19 protein-coding genes are annotated in these 17,772 nt (G+C 64.3%); 8 read left to right on the plus strand and 11 right to left on the minus strand.

The features are described 5' to 3' along the window. Positions 1-39: 39 nt before the first annotated feature. A complete protein-coding gene (yghU, locus tag AC1RZR_RS15200) occupies positions 40-906 on the minus strand; it encodes a glutathione-dependent disulfide-bond oxidoreductase (protein ID WP_481828802.1) in 867 nt (288 codons plus the stop codon). A gap of 258 nt (positions 907-1,164) precedes the next feature. Here yghU and AC1RZR_RS15205 point away from each other — a divergent pair, with 258 nt between their 5' ends. Together AC1RZR_RS15205 and AC1RZR_RS15210 are read left to right on the plus strand one after the other, a co-directional pair. After that, on the plus strand, positions 1,165-2,070 hold the full coding sequence (locus AC1RZR_RS15205) for a S1C family serine protease (RefSeq protein WP_481828803.1): 906 nt from the start codon (positions 1,165-1,167) through the stop codon (positions 2,068-2,070). A gap of 22 nt (positions 2,071-2,092) precedes the next feature. Then, positions 2,093-3,055: a LysR family transcriptional regulator gene (locus AC1RZR_RS15210; protein WP_481828804.1), complete on the plus strand. Its 963-nt coding sequence runs from the start codon at positions 2,093-2,095 to the stop codon at positions 3,053-3,055. 25 nt (positions 3,056-3,080) lie between these two features. On the opposite strand, the gene AC1RZR_RS15215 is transcribed toward AC1RZR_RS15210, so the two are convergent. Together AC1RZR_RS15215 and AC1RZR_RS15220 are read right to left on the minus strand one after the other, a co-directional pair. Continuing rightward, positions 3,081-3,809: an SDR family oxidoreductase gene (locus AC1RZR_RS15215; protein ID WP_481828805.1), complete on the minus strand. Its 729-nt coding sequence runs from the start codon at positions 3,807-3,809 to the stop codon at positions 3,081-3,083. A 107-nt stretch (positions 3,810-3,916) separates the two neighbouring features. Beyond that, the gene (locus AC1RZR_RS15220; protein ID WP_481828806.1) at positions 3,917-4,378 is read right to left on the minus strand and encodes a MarR family winged helix-turn-helix transcriptional regulator; all 462 of its coding nucleotides are present in this window, start codon (positions 4,376-4,378) and stop codon (positions 3,917-3,919) included. A gap of 65 nt (positions 4,379-4,443) precedes the next feature. Here AC1RZR_RS15220 and AC1RZR_RS15225 point away from each other — a divergent pair, with 65 nt between their 5' ends. Next, entirely contained in the window at positions 4,444-4,917 is a 474-nt protein-coding gene (locus AC1RZR_RS15225; RefSeq protein ID WP_481828807.1) for a cupin domain-containing protein, read from the plus strand. Positions 4,918-4,945: 28 nt separating this feature from the next. Here the strand turns inward: AC1RZR_RS15225 and AC1RZR_RS15230 are convergent, their stop codons facing one another. Further along, the gene (locus AC1RZR_RS15230) at positions 4,946-5,554 is read right to left on the minus strand and encodes a hypothetical protein (protein ID WP_477278434.1); all 609 of its coding nucleotides are present in this window, start codon (positions 5,552-5,554) and stop codon (positions 4,946-4,948) included. A 100-nt stretch (positions 5,555-5,654) separates the two neighbouring features. Next, entirely contained in the window at positions 5,655-5,999 is a 345-nt protein-coding gene (locus AC1RZR_RS15235) for a VOC family protein (protein ID WP_481828808.1), read from the minus strand. A 205-nt stretch (positions 6,000-6,204) separates the two neighbouring features. On the opposite strand from AC1RZR_RS15235, the gene AC1RZR_RS15240 reads away from it, so the two are divergent. Further along, positions 6,205-6,804, plus strand: coding sequence for a YdeI/OmpD-associated family protein (locus AC1RZR_RS15240; protein WP_481828809.1), 600 nt, complete (start codon positions 6,205-6,207; stop codon positions 6,802-6,804). 22 nt (positions 6,805-6,826) lie between these two features. Here the strand turns inward: AC1RZR_RS15240 and AC1RZR_RS15245 are convergent, their stop codons facing one another. Both AC1RZR_RS15245 and AC1RZR_RS15250 read right to left on the minus strand, forming a co-directional pair. Beyond that, a complete protein-coding gene (locus tag AC1RZR_RS15245) occupies positions 6,827-7,114 on the minus strand; it encodes a hypothetical protein (protein ID WP_481828810.1) in 288 nt (95 codons plus the stop codon). A gap of 10 nt (positions 7,115-7,124) precedes the next feature. Beyond that, positions 7,125-7,418: a hypothetical protein gene (locus tag AC1RZR_RS15250; protein WP_481828811.1), complete on the minus strand. Its 294-nt coding sequence runs from the start codon at positions 7,416-7,418 to the stop codon at positions 7,125-7,127. Between the two features lie 258 nt (positions 7,419-7,676). On the opposite strand from AC1RZR_RS15250, the gene AC1RZR_RS15255 reads away from it, so the two are divergent. Then, a complete protein-coding gene (locus tag AC1RZR_RS15255) occupies positions 7,677-9,299 on the plus strand; it encodes an ABC-F family ATP-binding cassette domain-containing protein (protein WP_481828812.1) in 1,623 nt (540 codons plus the stop codon). Between the two features lie 48 nt (positions 9,300-9,347). Here the strand turns inward: AC1RZR_RS15255 and AC1RZR_RS15260 are convergent, their stop codons facing one another. Beyond that, entirely contained in the window at positions 9,348-10,892 is a 1,545-nt protein-coding gene (locus AC1RZR_RS15260; protein WP_481828813.1) for a winged helix-turn-helix domain-containing protein, read from the minus strand. 176 nt (positions 10,893-11,068) lie between these two features. Here AC1RZR_RS15260 and AC1RZR_RS15265 point away from each other — a divergent pair, with 176 nt between their 5' ends. Then, positions 11,069-11,764, plus strand: a complete 696-nt coding sequence (locus tag AC1RZR_RS15265; RefSeq protein ID WP_481828814.1) for an alpha/beta fold hydrolase — start codon at positions 11,069-11,071, stop codon at positions 11,762-11,764. Between the two features lie 290 nt (positions 11,765-12,054). Here AC1RZR_RS15265 and AC1RZR_RS15270 read toward each other — a convergent pair whose 3' ends face one another. Next, on the minus strand, positions 12,055-13,548 hold the full coding sequence (locus AC1RZR_RS15270; RefSeq protein ID WP_481828815.1) for a winged helix-turn-helix domain-containing tetratricopeptide repeat protein: 1,494 nt from the start codon (positions 13,546-13,548) through the stop codon (positions 12,055-12,057). A gap of 391 nt (positions 13,549-13,939) precedes the next feature. Then, positions 13,940-15,478 (minus strand): winged helix-turn-helix domain-containing tetratricopeptide repeat protein, encoded by a 1,539-nt coding sequence (locus AC1RZR_RS15275; protein WP_477278450.1) that lies wholly within the window; start codon positions 15,476-15,478, stop codon positions 13,940-13,942. A gap of 113 nt (positions 15,479-15,591) precedes the next feature. Here AC1RZR_RS15275 and AC1RZR_RS15280 point away from each other — a divergent pair, with 113 nt between their 5' ends. Beyond that, the gene (locus AC1RZR_RS15280; RefSeq protein ID WP_477278452.1) at positions 15,592-15,798 is read left to right on the plus strand and encodes a hypothetical protein; all 207 of its coding nucleotides are present in this window, start codon (positions 15,592-15,594) and stop codon (positions 15,796-15,798) included. 6 nt (positions 15,799-15,804) lie between these two features. On the opposite strand, the gene AC1RZR_RS15285 is transcribed toward AC1RZR_RS15280, so the two are convergent. Beyond that, the gene (locus AC1RZR_RS15285; RefSeq protein WP_481829066.1) at positions 15,805-16,956 is read right to left on the minus strand and encodes an alpha-hydroxy acid oxidase; all 1,152 of its coding nucleotides are present in this window, start codon (positions 16,954-16,956) and stop codon (positions 15,805-15,807) included. A 203-nt stretch (positions 16,957-17,159) separates the two neighbouring features. Here AC1RZR_RS15285 and AC1RZR_RS15290 point away from each other — a divergent pair, with 203 nt between their 5' ends. After that, entirely contained in the window at positions 17,160-17,744 is a 585-nt protein-coding gene (locus tag AC1RZR_RS15290) for a TetR/AcrR family transcriptional regulator (RefSeq protein WP_481828816.1), read from the plus strand. The last annotated feature ends 28 nt before the right edge of the window (positions 17,745-17,772 follow it).

The raw sequence follows: 17,772 nt of genomic DNA on the forward strand, positions 1-17,772 counted from the left end.
CCCCCACGGGGAGGGAGATCGGCGCGCTATCGGCTCAACTCACTCCGCTGCCAGCTTGTCCTGCGTATTCGTTTCGAAGTCGCGGGCGTCGTGGCGCTCATGCAGCTGCAAGGCCGGTTCGCCGAAGGCGCGGTTGACCATGCGGCCGCGTTTCACCGCCGGGCGTGCGTCGATCGCCTGGGCCCAGCGCTGGACATGCTTGTAGTCCTGCACGGACAGGAACGCGGCGGAATCATTGTACATGCGGCCGAGCGCCAGCCCGCCATACCAGGGCCACACCGCCATGTCGGCGATGCTGTAGTCCTTGCCGCCGAGATATTCGGTTTCGGCCAGCCGGCGGTCGAGCACGTCCATCTGGCGCTTCACCTCCATCGAGAAGCGGTCGATGGCATATTCGTATTTCTCCGGCGCATAGGCGTAGAAATGGCCGAAGCCGCCGCCGAGATACGGCGCCGAGCCCATCTGCCAGAACAGCCAGGACAGGACTTCGGCGCGGGCCGGCTGTTCGGCCGGCAGGAATTCGCCGAACTTTTCGGCGAGATAGACCAGGATCGAGCCGGACTCGAAGATGCGCACCGGCGTCTTGCCGCTGCGGTCCATCAGAGCGGGAATCTTGGAGTTGGGATTGACCTCGACGAAGCCGCTGCCGAACTGGTCGCCATCGTTGATGCGGATCAGCCAGGCGTCGTATTCGGCGCCCTTGTGGCCGCGCGCCAGAAGCTCTTCCAGCATGACGGTCACCTTGACGCCGTTCGGCGTCGCCAGCGAATAGAGCTGCAGCGGGTGCTTGCCGACCGGCAGGTCCTTGTCATGCGTCGGTCCGGCGATCGGCCGGTTGATGCTGGCGAAGGCGCCGCCATTCGCCTTGTTCCAGGTCCATACTTTCGGCGGGGTGTAGTCGGTCATCTCGGGGCCTCGTGTCGTGGGAAGGATGGGCAAGACGCTCTACACCTAGGGCTGCCGACGAGGAAGTTCAACTTGCGTTGAACTATTGTTCATGTCGGCGCTGCCCCGCGTCCGCCTGCCGGCGCTTTCCCAGGGGCGTTCGAAGCTCGAAAAGCCAAGCAATTGTCTTTTCGTTCGCTACGCGAACAGCTTCTCACCCCTTGCACCATCTCCCACGCGGCATACCTATAGAAGTATCACCTACCCAGGAATGACAGCATGACCCTCAATCCCAATTTGCGCTCGGTCGTTGCCGTGCGGGCCACCGTTCCCGAGGATGCCTTCACCGCCGGTGCGCTGGGCACGCTCAGGGAAGGCAGCGGCGTCGTCATCCGCGACGACGGGCTGGTGCTGACCATCGGCTATCTCATCACCGAAGCGGAGGAAGTGTGGCTGACCAGCCATGACGGCCGCGTCATCCCGGCGCATGCGCTGGCCTATGACCAGGAATCGGGCTTCGGCCTGGTGCAGGCGCTGGCGCCGCTCGGGCTGCCGGCGGTGGCGCTGGGCGATGCCGGCAAGGCCAGGATCGGCGATGCGGTCGTGCTTGCCGACGGCATCGGCCGCTCGGTCCAGGCCAAGATCGTCACCAAGCAGGAATTCGCGGGCTATTGGGAGTATCTGCTCGACGAGGCGATCTTCATCGCACCCGCGCACCCGTCCTGGGGCGGTGCCGGGCTGTTCGGCGCCGACGGTTCGCTGCTCGGCATCGGTTCGCTGCGCCTGCAGATGAGCCGCAACGGCGAGGTTGCCGACATCAACATGGTGGTGCCGATCGATCTGCTGCCGCCGATTCTCGACGACCTCCTGACGCGCGGCCATGTGGCCAGGCCACCGCGCCCGTGGCTCGGCGCCTTGTCGGCCGAAAGCGACGGCAAGGTCGTGGTGATGAGCGTGACCGAAGGCGGCCCGGCCGCCAAGGCCGGCCTGCGCCAGGGCGACATCATCTCCGACATCCGCGACGGCGCGGTCGATGGGCTGGCTGATTTCTATCGCAAGCTGTGGGAGAGCGGTTCGGCCGGCGCGGAGATCCCGATGCGGGTGCTGCGCGACGGCCGCGAAACCTGGCTGCGCGTCAAGTCCGCCGACCGCGGCAGCTTTCTCAAGAAGCCGCAGCTGCAGTAAGCGCATCGACCAGGACACTTCGTTGCACCCCAGACTGCTCAAGACCTTTCTCGCGGTGGCGCGGAGCCGCAATATCACGCGCGCCGCCGACGCGGTTCACCTGGCGCAATCGAGTGTCAGCGATCAGATCCAATCGCTCGAGACGGAGCTTGGCGCTGCCCTGTTCACGCGCTCCAAGACGGGCCTCGACCTGACATCGGCGGGACTGGCGCTGAAGCCCATCGCCGAAGATCTGCTGCGGCTCGATGGCGAGGCGCGCGCGGCCGTGCAGGCGGCCGCCGCGCAGGCGAGCGGATCGCTGACCATCGGTGCGCTGGAGACGATTGCCTCGGCCCGGCTGGCGCCCTGGCTGCCGGGGTTTCAGGCCCGCCATCCCGACATCACCGTGCGGATGAAGGTGGCGGACAGCGGCGCGCTGCGGCACCTGCTGGAGGATGGCGACATCGACGTCGCGTTCTGCTTCGACCGCCGCGACGTCACCAAGGGTGCAGTCGCCGACCGCTTTGCCAGGCGCACGATCGTGGCCGAACCGCTGGTGCTCGTCGCGGCTCCGGGGCAGGGACCCGCGCCATCAGACCTTGCCGCGCTTGCCACGCTGCGCTTCGTGGCTACGGAGCCCGGATGCATCTACCGGCACCTGTTCGACACCGCCTTTGCCGAGGCGGGTGTCGCCGCGCCAAAACTTGCCGCCGAGGTTAGCAGCATCGGCACCATTGCGCGGCTGGTCGCGGCCGGCGCGGGGCTTGGCCTCGTTCCGCGCCTTGCCGTCAGCGACGCGCTGGCGCGTGGCGACCTCGCCGAACTGCCATGGCCCAGCCCGATGCGGACGGCACCGCTGGTGATGATCTGGCGGCGCCGGCGTGTTCAACCGCCGGCGCTCAGGCGGCTTCTTGCCGCCGTGCGCGACACGCTGGCGCCTGTTTCGGAACGCTTTCCAACCAGTTCAGAGGCTGAATCGGCGAACCGCTCCAAAGCCTTGCTTTGAAAGCAATTCCCGACACCAGGCCATTCTAGATCAGCCGGTGCCCGCCCTCGACATGCAGCGTCGTTCCCGTGGTAAAGCCGTTGCCGGTCAGGAAGAAGATGGCGTCGGCGATATCGTCGGGTTGGCCGATCCTGCCGACCGGCAGCCGTTGCGCCATCGCGGCCAGCGTCTCGGTCTTCCTGTCGCCGGCAACCTGCGCCCAGATCGTGGTGTCGACCCAGCCGGGTGACACGGCGTTGACGCGGATTGGCGCCAGCTCCACGGCGAGCGCCCGCACCAGCCCTTCGAGCGCCGCATTGACGGCGGCAACGACGGAGCCGCGTGCTGCCGGCCGATAGGCGGCGATGCCGGAGACGAAGGTCATCGACCCGGCGACGCCAAGCCGTGGTGCACCATGCTTGGCGAGCAGCAGCGGGCCATAGAACTTGCTCTCCACCACCCGTTGCGCCGCCTTCAGGTCAAGCTCCGGCAACAGCCGGTAGGCGCCGTCGATGTCGGCGGCGGTGCTGACGATATGGTCGAGACCGCCGATCCGGGCGAACAGTTCAACCACCTGGTCCTCCCGCGTGATGTCGACGGCGGCTACCTCCAAGTTTGCTGGGTTGCCCAGCGCCTCACATGCCTGCCGCAGCCGGTCCTCGCCGCGCCCGGCGATGACGGTCTCCGCACCGGCCTCGACGCATCGCCGTGCAAGCGCCAGACCCATGCCGGAACCGCCGCCGACGATCAGGATTTTCTGGTTTGAAATGCTCATTTCGCTCTGCCTTTGTTTGGTGGGACAAGGCAGGGGATTGGCAGTTCGGTGCGGCAAGGGAAAACGGAAGAAACCGATGGCGCTATCGGAAATGCCGATGGCTGCTCTCAGCGCGCCAGCGGGCTGTCCCAGACGACAAACAACAGCGCCTTCAGCTGGGCAAAGCGTTCCGGTCCGAGCTCGGCGCGCCACTCCTCCTCGATGTCGCGCAGGATGTCGACCATTTTCCAGAAGGCGGCATGCCCGCGTTCGGTGGACCGCACCACGCGCGCGCCGCCTTCGCCCGGAATGTCGGAGCGCACGAGATAGCCGTACCCTTCGAGACTGCTGAGCAGCTGGTTGATGGCCTGCTTGCTCATGCCGGCGCGCTCGGCGATGGTGCCCGGACGTGCGCCATCGGGTCCGGGAAACTGCAGCACGGCCATATGCGGCAAACGCAATTCATCGAAACCGGCGGCGTTGAGTTCCTTGATCAGCCGGCGCTGGATCGCCTGCGCCGGCACGCGCAGGAGGGCGCCGATCAGCAGATCCTCGGTCCTGGTCTGGAGAACTTCCGTTGATGTGGCCATTGACGATTCGGTAAATTGAGTTTACTGATAGCCAGTAAATGTAATTTATCGGAGGGTTCTGCGCAATGTCCGTGATGAACGTCCAGATCAATCCAGCCAACGAAACCATCGGCGACAAGTGGCTATCCATTCGCTTCCTGGTGACCGGCGACAGTTCGAACGGCAGCGTCGCCGCTTTCGAGTTGAAGGTGGCCGGCGGATCACGTCTGCTGGCGCCGGCGCACAGCCACGATCATTACGAAGAGACGATCTACGGCATCGACGGGGTGCTGACCTGGACCGTCGACGGCAAGGCGATCGAGGTCGGACCGGGAGAGGCGCTGTGCATTCCACGCGGCGCCGTCCACCGGTTCGACAACAAGGGCACCACGGACGCGACAGTACTGTGTGTCATCACACCGGCGGCGATCGGCCCGGACTATTTCCGTGAGATCTTCGCCATGTTCTATGCCGCCGCCGGTGGCCCGCCGGACAAGGCCAAGATGATGGAGATCATGCGCCGCCATGGGTTGACACCGGCGGCACCGCCGCCGGCCTGACGCCGGCCGGAGGGACAGGGCGCGCCGCTTATTCCTGGCAAGCGGAGAAGGCGTCGCCTGGGTTCCAGTCCTTGAAGGCAACGATCTGGCCTTGGCCCGACACCGTCTTGTGCTTGGTGCTGCCGTCCGGCTGCGTCTTCGAGCTGGTGCCCTTGCCGGTCAGCACATTGTAGTCACAGGCGCTGGCGACATTCTCCTGCTGGTAATCCTGCGAATCATAGGCGAAGCCGGCAACGATGAAGGCGCCATTGCGGTAGGCGATAGTCAGCGTCTGGTTGGTGCGCTCACTGCCGATCGGCGGCGCCGGCAGATAGAATTTGATCGAGCCGTTGGGCAGCATGGTCAGCTCCGGCTCGGTGTCGGAGTTCTCGTAGCCTGGCCGGTCGTAGCCGTTCCACTCGGCATCGATCTGTTCGTGCACGATTTCAACGGGCTTGAGGTAATTGTGCTCCTTGTCCCTGAGGAAGAAGTGGATGTCCATCGGATCGCCGGGTTGGGTCTCCACCACCATGGCAAGGTCGACGGCGCCGTCGCCGTTGAAGTCGCCGGTCACCGCCGTGATGATTTTTTGGGTTTCGATGGGTTCGGCCAGGGCCGCTGTGGGCAGGAGAACAAGAGCGAGCAACAGAGATTTCATGGCATGTTCCGAGGTTTGGAACAGGACCATGGCAGGTCTGCGGGAATTCTACAGCGGGGCGGAGCAATATATTCGGGCGAGGCCGCGAAGGAACGCCGGCCTAGTGGCGTTGCGCACTCGCAAACACCACCAGGTTCCCGTCGGGGTCGCGCATGCGCATGATGTAGAAATCGTCGGCTTCCTCGATCGGGCCGGGTTCGAGGCCGGCGTCCACCAGCCTCTGCCTTTCGGGCGCCAGCGGCAGCACGCCCAGCGTCAGCGTGCTGGTGCCGGCCTTGTTCTTGTCCTCGAAGAGCTGCACCTCGGCGCTGTCGCTGAACTGCCATTCGGCCAGGCCCGGCATCGGCCGACGCAGCGGCGCCTTGCCGAAGAGCTTTTCATACCAGTCGATGCTGGCTTCGAGGTCGGAGCAGCTGACATGGGCGAAAATGGTCTGGATCGCCATCGCGAACCTCCATCCGATGGGTTGCACTGTAGCCGCAACGCGGCGATGGGTGGTGCGTTCCATCGTCATCCGCCGGCAAGGGTCTCTGCTGCCGGAAACCGACAGGGGGCCATGTCACGCTGTTGACGGATGATGTTAGGCACGGTGCTGAAGGCAAGATGTTAGTGATGCGAGCGGCAAGAGCAACGAACGGGCAGGTGTGCTGATGGCGCCGGTCAAGGTCGACCCCGACAAGGTCAGGGAGTTCCCGGACGTGGACAGCTTCCGTGCCTGGCTCGGCAAGCACCACGCCACGGAAACCGAGGTGTGGATCAAGGTCCACAAGGTGGGGTCGGGACTGAAGTCGATCACGCCCAAGGAGGCCATCGACGTGGTGCTGTGCTTCGGCTGGATCGACGCCGTGCGCAAGGGGCTGGACGACAACAGCTTCCTGCAGCGCTACACGCCGCGCGGCAAGAAGAGCATCTGGAGCCTGATCAACGTCGACAATGTCGCGCGGCTGGTCGAGGAAGGTCGCATGACCGAGCATGGGCTCAAGCAGGTCGAGGCGGCCAAGGCCGACGGGCGCTGGGCGCGCGCCTATGGCAGCGGCAAGGAGATGAAGATCCCCGACGATCTTCAGGCGGCGATCGACGCGGAACCCAAGGCGAAGGAGATGCTGGCAAAGCTCAGCGCGCAGAACCGCTTCGCGCTCGCCTTCCGCACCCACAACATGAAGACCGAGGCCGGCCGCAGGAAGAAGATCGAGACCTTCGTCGCGATGCTGACGCGCGGCGAGACGATCTATCCGCAGGGCAAGAAATAAGGCCCTTCGGCGTAGCGCAGGTTCAGCCATCCCTAGTTTCGGGCGGCTCAACGCCTGAATCGTTGAACCGTTGCAACTGTTTGATTTTACGCAATTCCGGGCGGACAGCCGCTGCACATTTTTCCTGAATTGCGCGCAAGAAAAAGCCGCCCTCGCTTTCGCGAGTGCGGCCTTTTCCCGGGAGGAAGTCAGGAAGATCGGGGATCAATAAGCCTTGGCGTGCTCGTCGCCGTATTTCTTGCCGGTGTGCCTTTTTGACATGCCTTGGGGTCTGGATGTTGAAAGTCTGGGCTTCAAAAACTGGTTTCAAAGGTTTGATATCATTGGGCTTGATCGTCCGGTGTCACCCCAAGCAGCTTCAGAGCGTTGGCGAGCGTCCTGATGCCTTGCGCCTGCTTGCGCTCGGCACAGAAGCGGACGGCCGTCTTCTGCAGCGTCGTTGCCTCGGCGACCTCGGTCGTCTCGGCTGTGGTCTGGATGGCCTGATCCAATTGAAGACTGAGCCGGTCGCATTGTTCGCTGCGGGTGATCGCGGCTTCCGACGGTCCGATCGCGGTGACGACGAGCGACATGCCGAGCAGGGCACCCATCCATCGGTTGGAACCTCGTTGCATTGCCGATAACCATCCCGTTCGCGTTGTGCCGCAACCATTTTCCGGCCGCCGCGGGGTGGTTATGCCAGCCGATCTTTTCGCCAGTTTTTCCGAACTGTTGAATCTTGTTTCTGGGTTGTGTCTGGGGACGGTCCTTCTCCCGCAGGGGGAGATGGCAAAACGTCCCGCCACTGCGGCGCTTGCGCCTCTTCCTCTGGCGCTCGCCATCGCGTATGGCCCCGGGGAAAATCCCTCCAAGCTCCAAGCCCCGGACACCGCATGATCAGACTGGAAAGCATCAGCAAGCAGAACGGCCGCCAGCTTGTCTTCATCGAGGCGTCGGCGGCGCTGCAGAAGGGCGAGAAGGTCGGCCTTGTCGGCCCCAACGGCGCCGGCAAGACGACGCTGTTTCGCATGATCACCGGGCAGGAGCAGCCCGACGAAGGCCAGGTGCAGGTCGATCGCGGCGTCACCATCGGCTATTTCAGCCAGGATGTCGGCGACATGGAAGGCCACAGCGCGGTGGCCGAAGTGATGAACGGCGCCGGGCCGGTCAGCGACGTGGCGGCCGAGATGGCCGCGCTCGAGGCGGCCATGGCCGATCCCGAACAGGCCGACCAGATGGACGAGATCATCGAAAAATATGGCGAGGCGCAACACCGTTTCGAGGAACTCGATGGCTATGCGCTGGACGGCCGCGCCCGCGAGGTGCTCGACGGTCTCGGCTTTTCCCAGGAGATGATGGACGGCGATGTCGGCAAGCTGTCCGGCGGCTGGAAGATGCGCGTGGCGCTGGCCCGCATTCTTCTGATGCGCCCCGACGCCATGCTGCTCGACGAGCCGAGCAACCATCTCGACCTCGAGAGCCTGATCTGGCTGGAATCCTTCCTGAAGAACTATGACGGCGCGCTGCTGATGACCTCGCACGACCGCGAGTTCATGAACCGCATCGTCAACAAGGTGGTCGAGATCGACGCCGGCTCGCTGACCGCCTATTCCGGCAATTACGAATTCTACCAGCAGCAGCGGGCGATCGCCGACAAGCAGCAGCAGGCGCAGTTCGAGCGCCAGCAGGCGATGCTGGCCAAGGAGATCGCCTTCATCGAGCGCTTCAAGGCGCGGGCGTCACATGCCGCGCAGGTGCAGAGCCGGGTGAAGAAGCTGGACAAGATCGATCGCGTCGAGCCGCCCAAGCGCCGCCAGACGGTTTCCTTCGATTTCCAGCCGGCGCCGCGCTGCGGCGAGGATGTCGTGACGCTGAAGAACGTCCACAAGGGCTATGGCAGCCGCAGCATCTATGAGGGGCTGGACTTCCAGGTCCGCCGCCGCGAGCGCTGGTGCATCATGGGCGTCAATGGCGCCGGCAAGTCGACGCTGCTGAAGCTGGTCGCCGGCGCCTCGGAACCGGACACCGGCACGGTGGCGCGCGGCCCGAGCGTCAAGATGGGCTATTTCGCCCAGCACGCCATGGAACTGCTGGAAGGCGAGCGCACCGTGTTCCAGACGCTGGAGGACGCGTTCCCACAGGCCGGCCAGGCGCCGCTTCGCGCGCTCGCCGGATGCTTCGGCTTTTCCGGCGACGAGATCGAGAAGAAATGCCGCGTGCTGTCAGGCGGCGAGAAGGCGCGGCTGGTGATGGCGCTGATGCTGTTCGACCCGCCCAACCTGCTGGTGCTGGACGAGCCGACCAACCATCTCGACATCGCCACCAAGGAGATGCTGATCACGGCACTCTCGCAGTATGAAGGCACCATGCTGTTCGTCTCGCACGACCGGCATTTCCTGGCGGCGCTCTCCAACCGCGTGCTGGAACTGACGCCCGAAGGCATCCACACCTATGGCGGCGGCTATACCGAATATGTCGAGCGGACGGGGCATGAGGCGCCGGGCTTGCGGAGCTGAGCGGGCAGGGCGGCTATTGTCGATAGCCGCCATTGGTTCCTCACCAAGCTAAGCCGGCAATCCCGCCATCCGCATGGCGTCGGTCACGTCATCGATGATATCGGGCGCAAGTCCTACGGCCGCGGACCAGCGGCCGATGCTGAAATGCGGATCGAGCGACAAGAGCCGTGTCGCCGCTCCCTTTGCCTCGTCGAGCCGCCCGAGCCTGGCAAGCGGCGCCGCCAGCCATCCGTGCAGGATGCTGAAGCCGGGGTTCAGTTCCACCGCCCGCCGGCCGGCGGTGACGGCTTGCTCGTGCCTGCCGGACAGGAAGTTGCCGAAGCCGATGATGCCTTGCGGCACGCAGCTCATGGCGTCGAGGGGGCTGAGCCGCATCGCCTGCTCGCACCAGTCGATTGCCCGCGCCGCGTCGCCGCCATAGGCCACCGGCACGCAGCCGAAGGTATAGACGAAGGCGCAGGAGGCACTGAGCGTCAAAGCCTGCGCAAACGCCTCGTCGGCCAGCCCGCGGTCATGCTCCACCAGGCCAATGGTGAAGCCGGCCAGAGCGAGCGCCATCGCGTCGCCCGAGCCGTGCTCGATCGCCGCATGGGCATGGCGGATCGACTTCTCGCGGTTCTCCGGCTGCAGGCCGCCGCGCACAAACAGCGTCTGGTGCGCCCAGGCGGCAAAGCCGTGGGCAAGCGCATAGGTCGGCTCGATGGCGAGCGCCCGGTCGAGCATCGGCAGACCCTTGGCGGCGCCCTGCGGCATGAAGGTGTAGACATCGGGCAGCGCGCGCAGCAGAAGATCATATGCGTCGAGACTGTCGGGACGATCGCGTCGGACGCGTTCGATCTCGGCCCGGCGCAGATTGGGCTCGATTGCCGCGACCACGCTGACCGTGATCTCGTCCTGCAGCGCGAACACGTCGGTCAGTTCGCGGTCGTAGCGTTCGGCCCAGATATGGCTGCCGTCCTCCGCGTCAATGAGCTGGCCGGTGATGCGGACGCGGCTTCCCACCTTGCGCACGCTGCCTTCCAGCACGTAGCGCACGCCGAGCTCGTGGCCAATCTGCTTCACGTCCACCGCGCGGCCCTTGTAGGTGGAGCTGGAATTTCGGGCGATGACGAACAGCCAGCGGATGCGCGACAGGCCGGTGATGATGTCCTCGACCATGCCGTCGGCGAAATAATCCTGCTCGGGATCGCCGCTCATGTTCACGAAGGGCAGCACGGCGATGGACGGACGGGCGGGAATGCCCAGGGCAGGCTTCGGTTGCTCCACCGGAGCGGCCGCCTCGGCCTCCTCGCGCACAGAGCCGACGAAGCGAAGGCCCCTGCGCAGGATGGTGCGGATGAGCCGCTGCTCCTCGCCACTGTCCTGGAGCGCATTGCGGGCGGCGTTGATGCGGCTGGCGAGCGTCGCGTCGGAGACGATGCGCCCCTGCCACACCGCATCGATCAGGTCGTCCTTGCTGACCACCCTGTCGCGATTGCGGATCAGATATTGCAGCAGGTCGAACACCTGCGGCTCGACGGAGATCAGATCGTCGCCGCGACGCAGTTCGCGCCGATCGCCATCCAGGGCGAAATCCTCGAAGAGATACGGCAAATTGCTGCTCCAGACCGCGGGGAATTGCGACGCCTGACACTTTAGCCGGGTCGTGGACGCAAAATCAAAGCGGTCTCAAGGTAAAATCAAGAGAGCCTGAAAGTCGCCTCAAAGCGCGCCCGCCAGCCCTGCCGCATAGTCCTCCTGCAACCAACGATTTGAACAGGAGAACTCATATGTCGAACACCGCAGCAAAGTCCGTCGTCCTCGTGCATGGCGGCTTCGTCGATGGCTCCGGCTGGGACGGGGTCTACCAGATCCTCAAGAAGGACGGCTATGACGTGACCATCGTCCAGAACCCGACGACCTCGCTCGCCGACGATGTCGCCGTCACCAGACGCGCCATCGCCGCCGCTCCCGGCAACGTCATCCTGGTCGGCCACTCCTATGGCGGCGTCGTGGTGTCCGAGGCCGGCACCGATCCCAAGGTGGCGGGCGTCGTCTACATCGCGGCCTTCGCGCCGGATGCCGGCGAGTCGGTTTCGACCCTGATTGCCAACCCGCCGCCCGGAGCGTCGGTGCCGCCGATCCTGCCGCCCGTCGACGGCTTCCTGATGCTCGACAAGGAGAAGTTCGCCGCCTCGTTCGCCGCCGATGTCCGTCCCTCGCTCGCCGCCTTCATGGCGGACTCGCAGGTGCCTTGGGGTGTGGCGGCGCTGGAAGGCAAGGTCACCGCTCCGGCCTGGAAAGTGAAGCCCAGTTGGTATCTTGTCGCCACCGACGACCGGATGATCCCACCGCCGGCGCAGCGCAACATGGCAAGCCGCGCCCAGGCGACGGTCGTTGAAGTGCCCGGCAGCCACGCAGTCTACGTCTCCAATCCCGGCGCGGTTGCCAAGCTCATCGAACAGGCGGCCACCAGCAAGAACTGAACCCGGATCACCGAGATGACGGCCTGGGCGCCTGGCGGCGCTCAGGCTTTCCTGTTCCAGCCCGCACCGGCCAGGCGCTGCGGGGCACTCGCCGCCTGGTGCTGGACGAGCCGACCGACCATCGCGACATCGCCACCAAGGAGATGCTGATCATAGAACGCGCCGCCTCTCGGAGAACGACGGATTTTGCTGGGATGAGGCAGGTTCGTTCACCATCGATCGGCAGCTTGGGCCAGCGCTCCCGGCGAGAAGCTGCCTTTCCAAGGCGAAGGCTGCACCGTTGGCGCCGCCTAGGGTTGCTCTTCATAGGCTGCGAGTGCTTTCGCGACGCCGGCAACGAGATGTTCGACATCACTCTCATGTTCGAATGCGATCCCGGTTTGCGCAAACTGCAATGGCGAATAATCCGGCGCTATCCGCTTGACCTCCGCCATAATGCGCTGAGCTTCCTTGAGATCGCCGAGTTGAGCGTGGCACCCCGCCAGTCTTGTAAGTCGCCAGGGGGTCTTCGAGGGGACTTTGGACATGCTGACAAGCGCGGCCCTGTAATCTCCAACGGAGTATAGCGCGATGGCGCGATCATAGTGGTACCAGTCCGGATGGATCGGGTTGATCCGTATTGCACTGTCAAGCGCCGCGAGTGCTTCAAGAGGCCTGCCTCTCATCGTCAGCAAGAACCCCATTTGCGCAATCGTATCGGCGTCATATGGATTGAGGTCGAGCGCGCGTTGAAGGTGATGTTCAGCCGCGTCGAACCGACGCGCATAGATCAAAGCCTGGGCGAGTACGCGATGGCAGCGTGGCTCTTCCGGTGCCAAGGTCACCGCACACTCCGCGCGGTAGATCACTGAACCAAGCGATGCTGGGGATGCCTCGGCATAGCCACCGATAATGAGATCGGCGAGCGCGATATAGGAATGCGCCAAGGCATAAGTCGGGTCCTTTTCGACCGCAGCCTGGAAAAGATCGCGCGCAGCCTCATTGTCACCATCACCATAACCGCGCAGCCGGGCCAGCCCACGCAGGAGAAGCTCGTATGCGGCCAGGCTCTCGGGAGGTTTTGGCGTTGCGTGCTTGACACCCGCGTCGTCGAGCCGAGCCACCAGCCGGTTCACCACACGGCGGGCGATTTCTTCCTGAATGTCGAAGATCTCGCCGCCGGACGCGGAAAAAGTATCGCTCCAGAGGACTCCACCCGTCGAAGCAGCGACGAGACTGATCGTGACCCGCATGCCGTCTGCGCGAGTCGTCGCCCTACCGCGAACCAGATAGGTTGCGCCCAGGCTGTCGCCAACGGCACGCCAATCGGAAGCGGAATCCGAGACAAATGCAAATCCGGAATTGCGCGCCAGCACGACGACTGTTCCGAAGCGAGCCAGCGCATTGACAATGTCCTCGGCGAAACCGTCGACCAAAGGGGTGTCTTCCGGCGCACCTTCATTGCTGAAACGCAGTACCGCCACGCTCGGCTGTCCGGAGCGCTCTTGCTCCGGCGTATCGAGAACAGAGAGGATGTAGCCGCGTTTGGCGACCGTGCGGATAATGGTTTGGCTTTCGTCGTGCAGCGCCTTTCGCAACTCCCTGACAGCCTGCGTCAGTGAGTCCTCGGTCACAAAGACATCGGGCCACACCGCTGACATCAGTTCCGACTTTGTCGCGACACGCCCAACATTCCTGCTGAGGTAGGTCAGCAGATCAAAAGCCTTGGAGCGGAGAGCAACGGGTTTCCCATCGCGCAGCAGCAGCCCACGGGCAAGATCAAGCTCGCAACTGCCAAGTGCCACGTGCCCTGGGTTTTCTCGCGACATTGAATGCCGATCTGACCAGCTCGACCAAACGCTGCCTGATTGGGGTCTCAATCGGCGCGGACGTCAAGGGTTCAGGAGAATTTGACCCGCCTTCACTTTGGCTGGAAGCCATACGCCTCTCCACGGCCATGATCTCGAGCATTTCGAACATTGTTCCAGGCATGGGGGCACAAGGGGACCCAGCCATGACGCTGGACGCAAATTCCAGGAGTTCATGCCGGGCGGCTTGGCGCATGCTCTCATTCGGTGACATGTTCGACCTCCTCCGTTTCGTTGTGAGAACAATGAAGCCAAGGGAAGCGCGCGTACCGGAAAATTTCTGAAATTCTGCTGAATCTCTCCGCAACGACGGAGCCGGCCTCTCCGATCAGTCGAGCCCGGCGACGCGCAGCCCCTCGATATAGAGCGCACGATCCTTTTCGTGGACGATGGGGTGGTACTTCTCGACCCAGTCCACGGAGACGGTTGGTTGCAGGCGTCGTGCCTGCGATAGCGCGTGGGCCGCGGTGGCGCGATCGCCCGCCATGCCGGCCGAGGCGGCATATGTGCGCCAGGCCGTGCCGAAATTCTGCCTGAGATCCACCGCCCGCCGCTCGAACTCGGCTGCTTCGGCGTAGCGCCCGGCCATGAAATGACAGAGCCCAATGACGGAAAGGCTGCCCGCCTGGGTGAAATCGCGCGGGCTGAGCCTGTCGGCCAGCGCGACATGGTGCAGGCCGTCGTCGGGCATCCCCGCATAGGCATAGGTCGATCCAAGGATCATATGCGCATAGGCCAGGCTCGGATTGAGGGTGATCGCCTCGGACAAGGCCTTCACGGCCGGATCGAAACGGCGCGAGGCCATATGCACGAAGCCCGTGGCGAAGTGCGTCCAGGGGTCCTCGGGGTCGCTGCGGATTGCCCGTTGCGCCATGTCGTGGGCGGTCGGCAAGGCCGCTTCGGCATCAGCCAGCCCAAGCATCGCCTTTGCTGCGAGACCCCAGGCAATCAGGCAGTTGGCGCGCGGATAGTCGGGGTCGATGTCGATGGCTTTCTTGAGCAGCCGCTCGGCGATCTCGAAATCCGGCAGGGAGGCCCAGGTCCAGACATAGGGCATCGCCTTCATCACGAACCCCCAGGCGTCGAGGCTGCCGGGCGACCGGCTCTGGAACCGCTCCTGCTCGGCCACGTAGAGCCTGGGCTCGATGGCGCCGATCACGCTCTCGGCAATCTCGTCCTGCAGCGCGAAGAAGTCGGCGATCTCCGCATCATAGCGCTCCGCCCAGATCTGGCGCCCGGCGTCGGCGTCGCTCACCCTGGCGTTGATCCTGAGCCGCTGTCCTGAGCGGCGCACGCTTCCGTCGAGCACATAGCGCACGCCGAGCTCGCGCCCGATCTGCTTCACGTCGACCGGCTTGCCGCCATAGGTGAAAGACGAGTTGCGCGCCGACACGAACAGCCAGCGCAGCCGCGCCAGGCGGGTGATGATGTCCTCTGCGAGGCCGTCACCGAAATATTGCTGCTCGGCATCGTCGCTGAGATTGGCAAAGGGCAGCACGGCGATCGAAGGCCCGGCCTCCGCGCTGTCGGGTGGGGCCGCGGCCGCGTCGAGGCAATCCACCACGCCACCGAAGCGGTAGCCGACACGGGGGATGGTGGCGATCCACTCGGCGTCGTCCGACCCCGATCCAAGCAGTCTCCGGAGCGAGGCGATCTGGACCGAGAGGTTGCTTTCCTCGACGGCCGCGTGCGGCCACGCCGCGTCCATCAGTTCGGCCTTGGACAGCACTTCGCCGGGCCGCTCCACCAGTGCTCCCAACAGCAGCACGCCGCGATAGCCGACGGGAACGGGCATGCCTTGCCGGAGCAGCGTTCCCGCCTCCGGATTGAGCTCGAACGGGCCGAAGGCAAACCGCTTCCCCACCATGGTGCAAACTAGCATATTTTCGGGGCTTTTTAGAACTATTCGGCCAGGCGCCAGGGACGACAATGCGCGCCCGGCTCATCCTGTCATCGCGTTTCGAGACAGGAGAGCCGAAAATGTCCGCTGTTGTTTTTGACCGTTTCGAGTTTGAGACTGAGACCAGCCAGGCGGTTCCGGCGAGCAGACCGCGCCCGCGCGAAGTAGAATTCCGGGCCGCCCTCGACCGCTACATGACGGATTACATCGACCGCCAGAAGCGCCGCGCCGAGGCAATCGAGGTGCCCCACGGCATGGACGGCAGGCAGACCCGCCGGACATCGTGACGGCCGTCATCCAGTTGGTCTCGGCTGGTCCAGCACCCGCACGCCGACTTCGTCGACACTTCTTGTGCCGGTCAGCGCCATGGTGACGGACAGTTCCTTGCGAAGGATCTCAATGGCCGTTGCCACACCGGCCTCTCCGCCGGCGCCAAGGCCGTATATGTATGCCCGGCCGACCAGGCAGCCTCTCGCGCCAAGTGCCAGCGCGCGCATCACATCCTGACCGGACCGCACGCCGCCATCGAACAGCACTTCGGTTTCGCAGCCCACCGCTTCAACGATTTCCGGCAGCTTGGAGATCGTCGATGGTGCGCCATCCAGCTGCCGGCCGCCATGATTGGACACCACGATCGCGGTTGCGCCGGCCTTGCTGGCGGTGCGCGCATCGTCCACGTCGAGAATGCCCTTGATGATGAGCTTGCCTGGCCAGATGCTCCTGATCCACTCGACGTCGTTCCAGTTGAGCGTGGGATCGAACTGATGCGACACCCAGTCCGCGAGTTCCTTGACGCCTTGCTCGCCTTTCACATGGCCGGCGAGATTGCCGAACGTCCAGCGCCTGGCGGTGAGCATCCGCCAGGCCCAGGCGGGTTTGGTGGCGAGTGCGAGAAGGTTGCGCAGGTTCGGCGACGGCGGAACCGAGAGCCCGTTCTTCACGTCGGCGTGGCGCTGTCCCAGCACCTGCAGGTCGACGGTGAGCACCAGCGCGCTGCAGCGGGCCGCCGCGGCACGCTCGACAAGCGAGCGCACGAAGCCGCGGTCCTTCATCACATAGAGCTGGAACCAGAACGGCTTCTCGACCGCCTCGGCAACGTCCTCGATCGAGCAGATCGACATCGTTCCGAGCGTGTAGGGGACACCGGCCGCCTGCGCGGCGCGGCAAGCGAGAATTTCCCCATCGGCCCACTGCATCCCGCCAATGCCGATCGGTGCCAGCGCTATCGGAAGCGAGGCCTTCTCGCCGAGGATCGTTGTCGCGGTGTCCCGTTGCGAAACGTCGACCAGTACGCGCTGGCGGAACGTCATGCGCTCCAGATCCGCGCTGTTGGCGCGCAAGGTCTGTTCGGAATAGGCGCCTGCCTCGACATAGTCGAAAAAGGGCTTGGGAACGCGGCGGCGGGCCGCTTGCCGAAGATCCTCGATGCAGGTCATGTTTTTCAGGCGCAAGGGCGCCGCTGAAGCCTTGATTTGGGCGCGAAACGTTGCAGCATCGGTGGATTGTCCAAGATCAGGTACTGCGGAGACCAGCCTGTCCATCGTCGGCTCCCTGATGAATATTGTGACCGATCCATTGAATGTCGCCCGCGCGCGGATGTAAATTCACTAGCGAGTATACATTCATCCATCGGTATGAGCGTCGCTCCGTGCCCAGATCGTCCGACCAGACCCGGCCAGACATATTGCAGGCGGCCTACAAGCTCTTTCGCCGTCGGGGGTTCTTTCGCGTCGGCATGGATGAGATCTCGAGTGCCGCAGGCGTCACCAAGCGCACACTCTACTATCATTTCGACAGCAAGGACGCGTTGCTGACCGCGGTGCTTGCATCACAGCATGAGCGGGCCTTCGCCGAGTTCCAGACCTACGGCATCGACCTGTCGGGCGGCCCGGAGCAACTGGTCGACAAGCTCTTTGGTGGACTGGCCAAATGGTCGGCCAAGCCGCGCTGGGCTGGATCGGGATTTACCCGGCTGGCAATCGAGCTTGCCGATCTCTCCGGCCATCCGGCACGCTCGATGGCGCGCCGGCACAAAGCCTTGATGGAACAGCATCTGGCAACCCTTCTCGCCGAAGCGCAGGTGGCATCGCCGCGCGAGCGGGCACGCGAGTTGTTCCTGCTGGTCGAGGGTGCGATGGTCATGATCCTGATCCATGGCGACCGCGACTATTGCACCGCCGCGGCCGATGCCGCCAAAAGGCTGGTCATAAATGGACCTGCCGCTGGAGGCTGATGGTCAAGCCTTCGCTGGCCAACAGCCG

Source organism: Mesorhizobium bavaricum, from assembly GCF_056781655.1.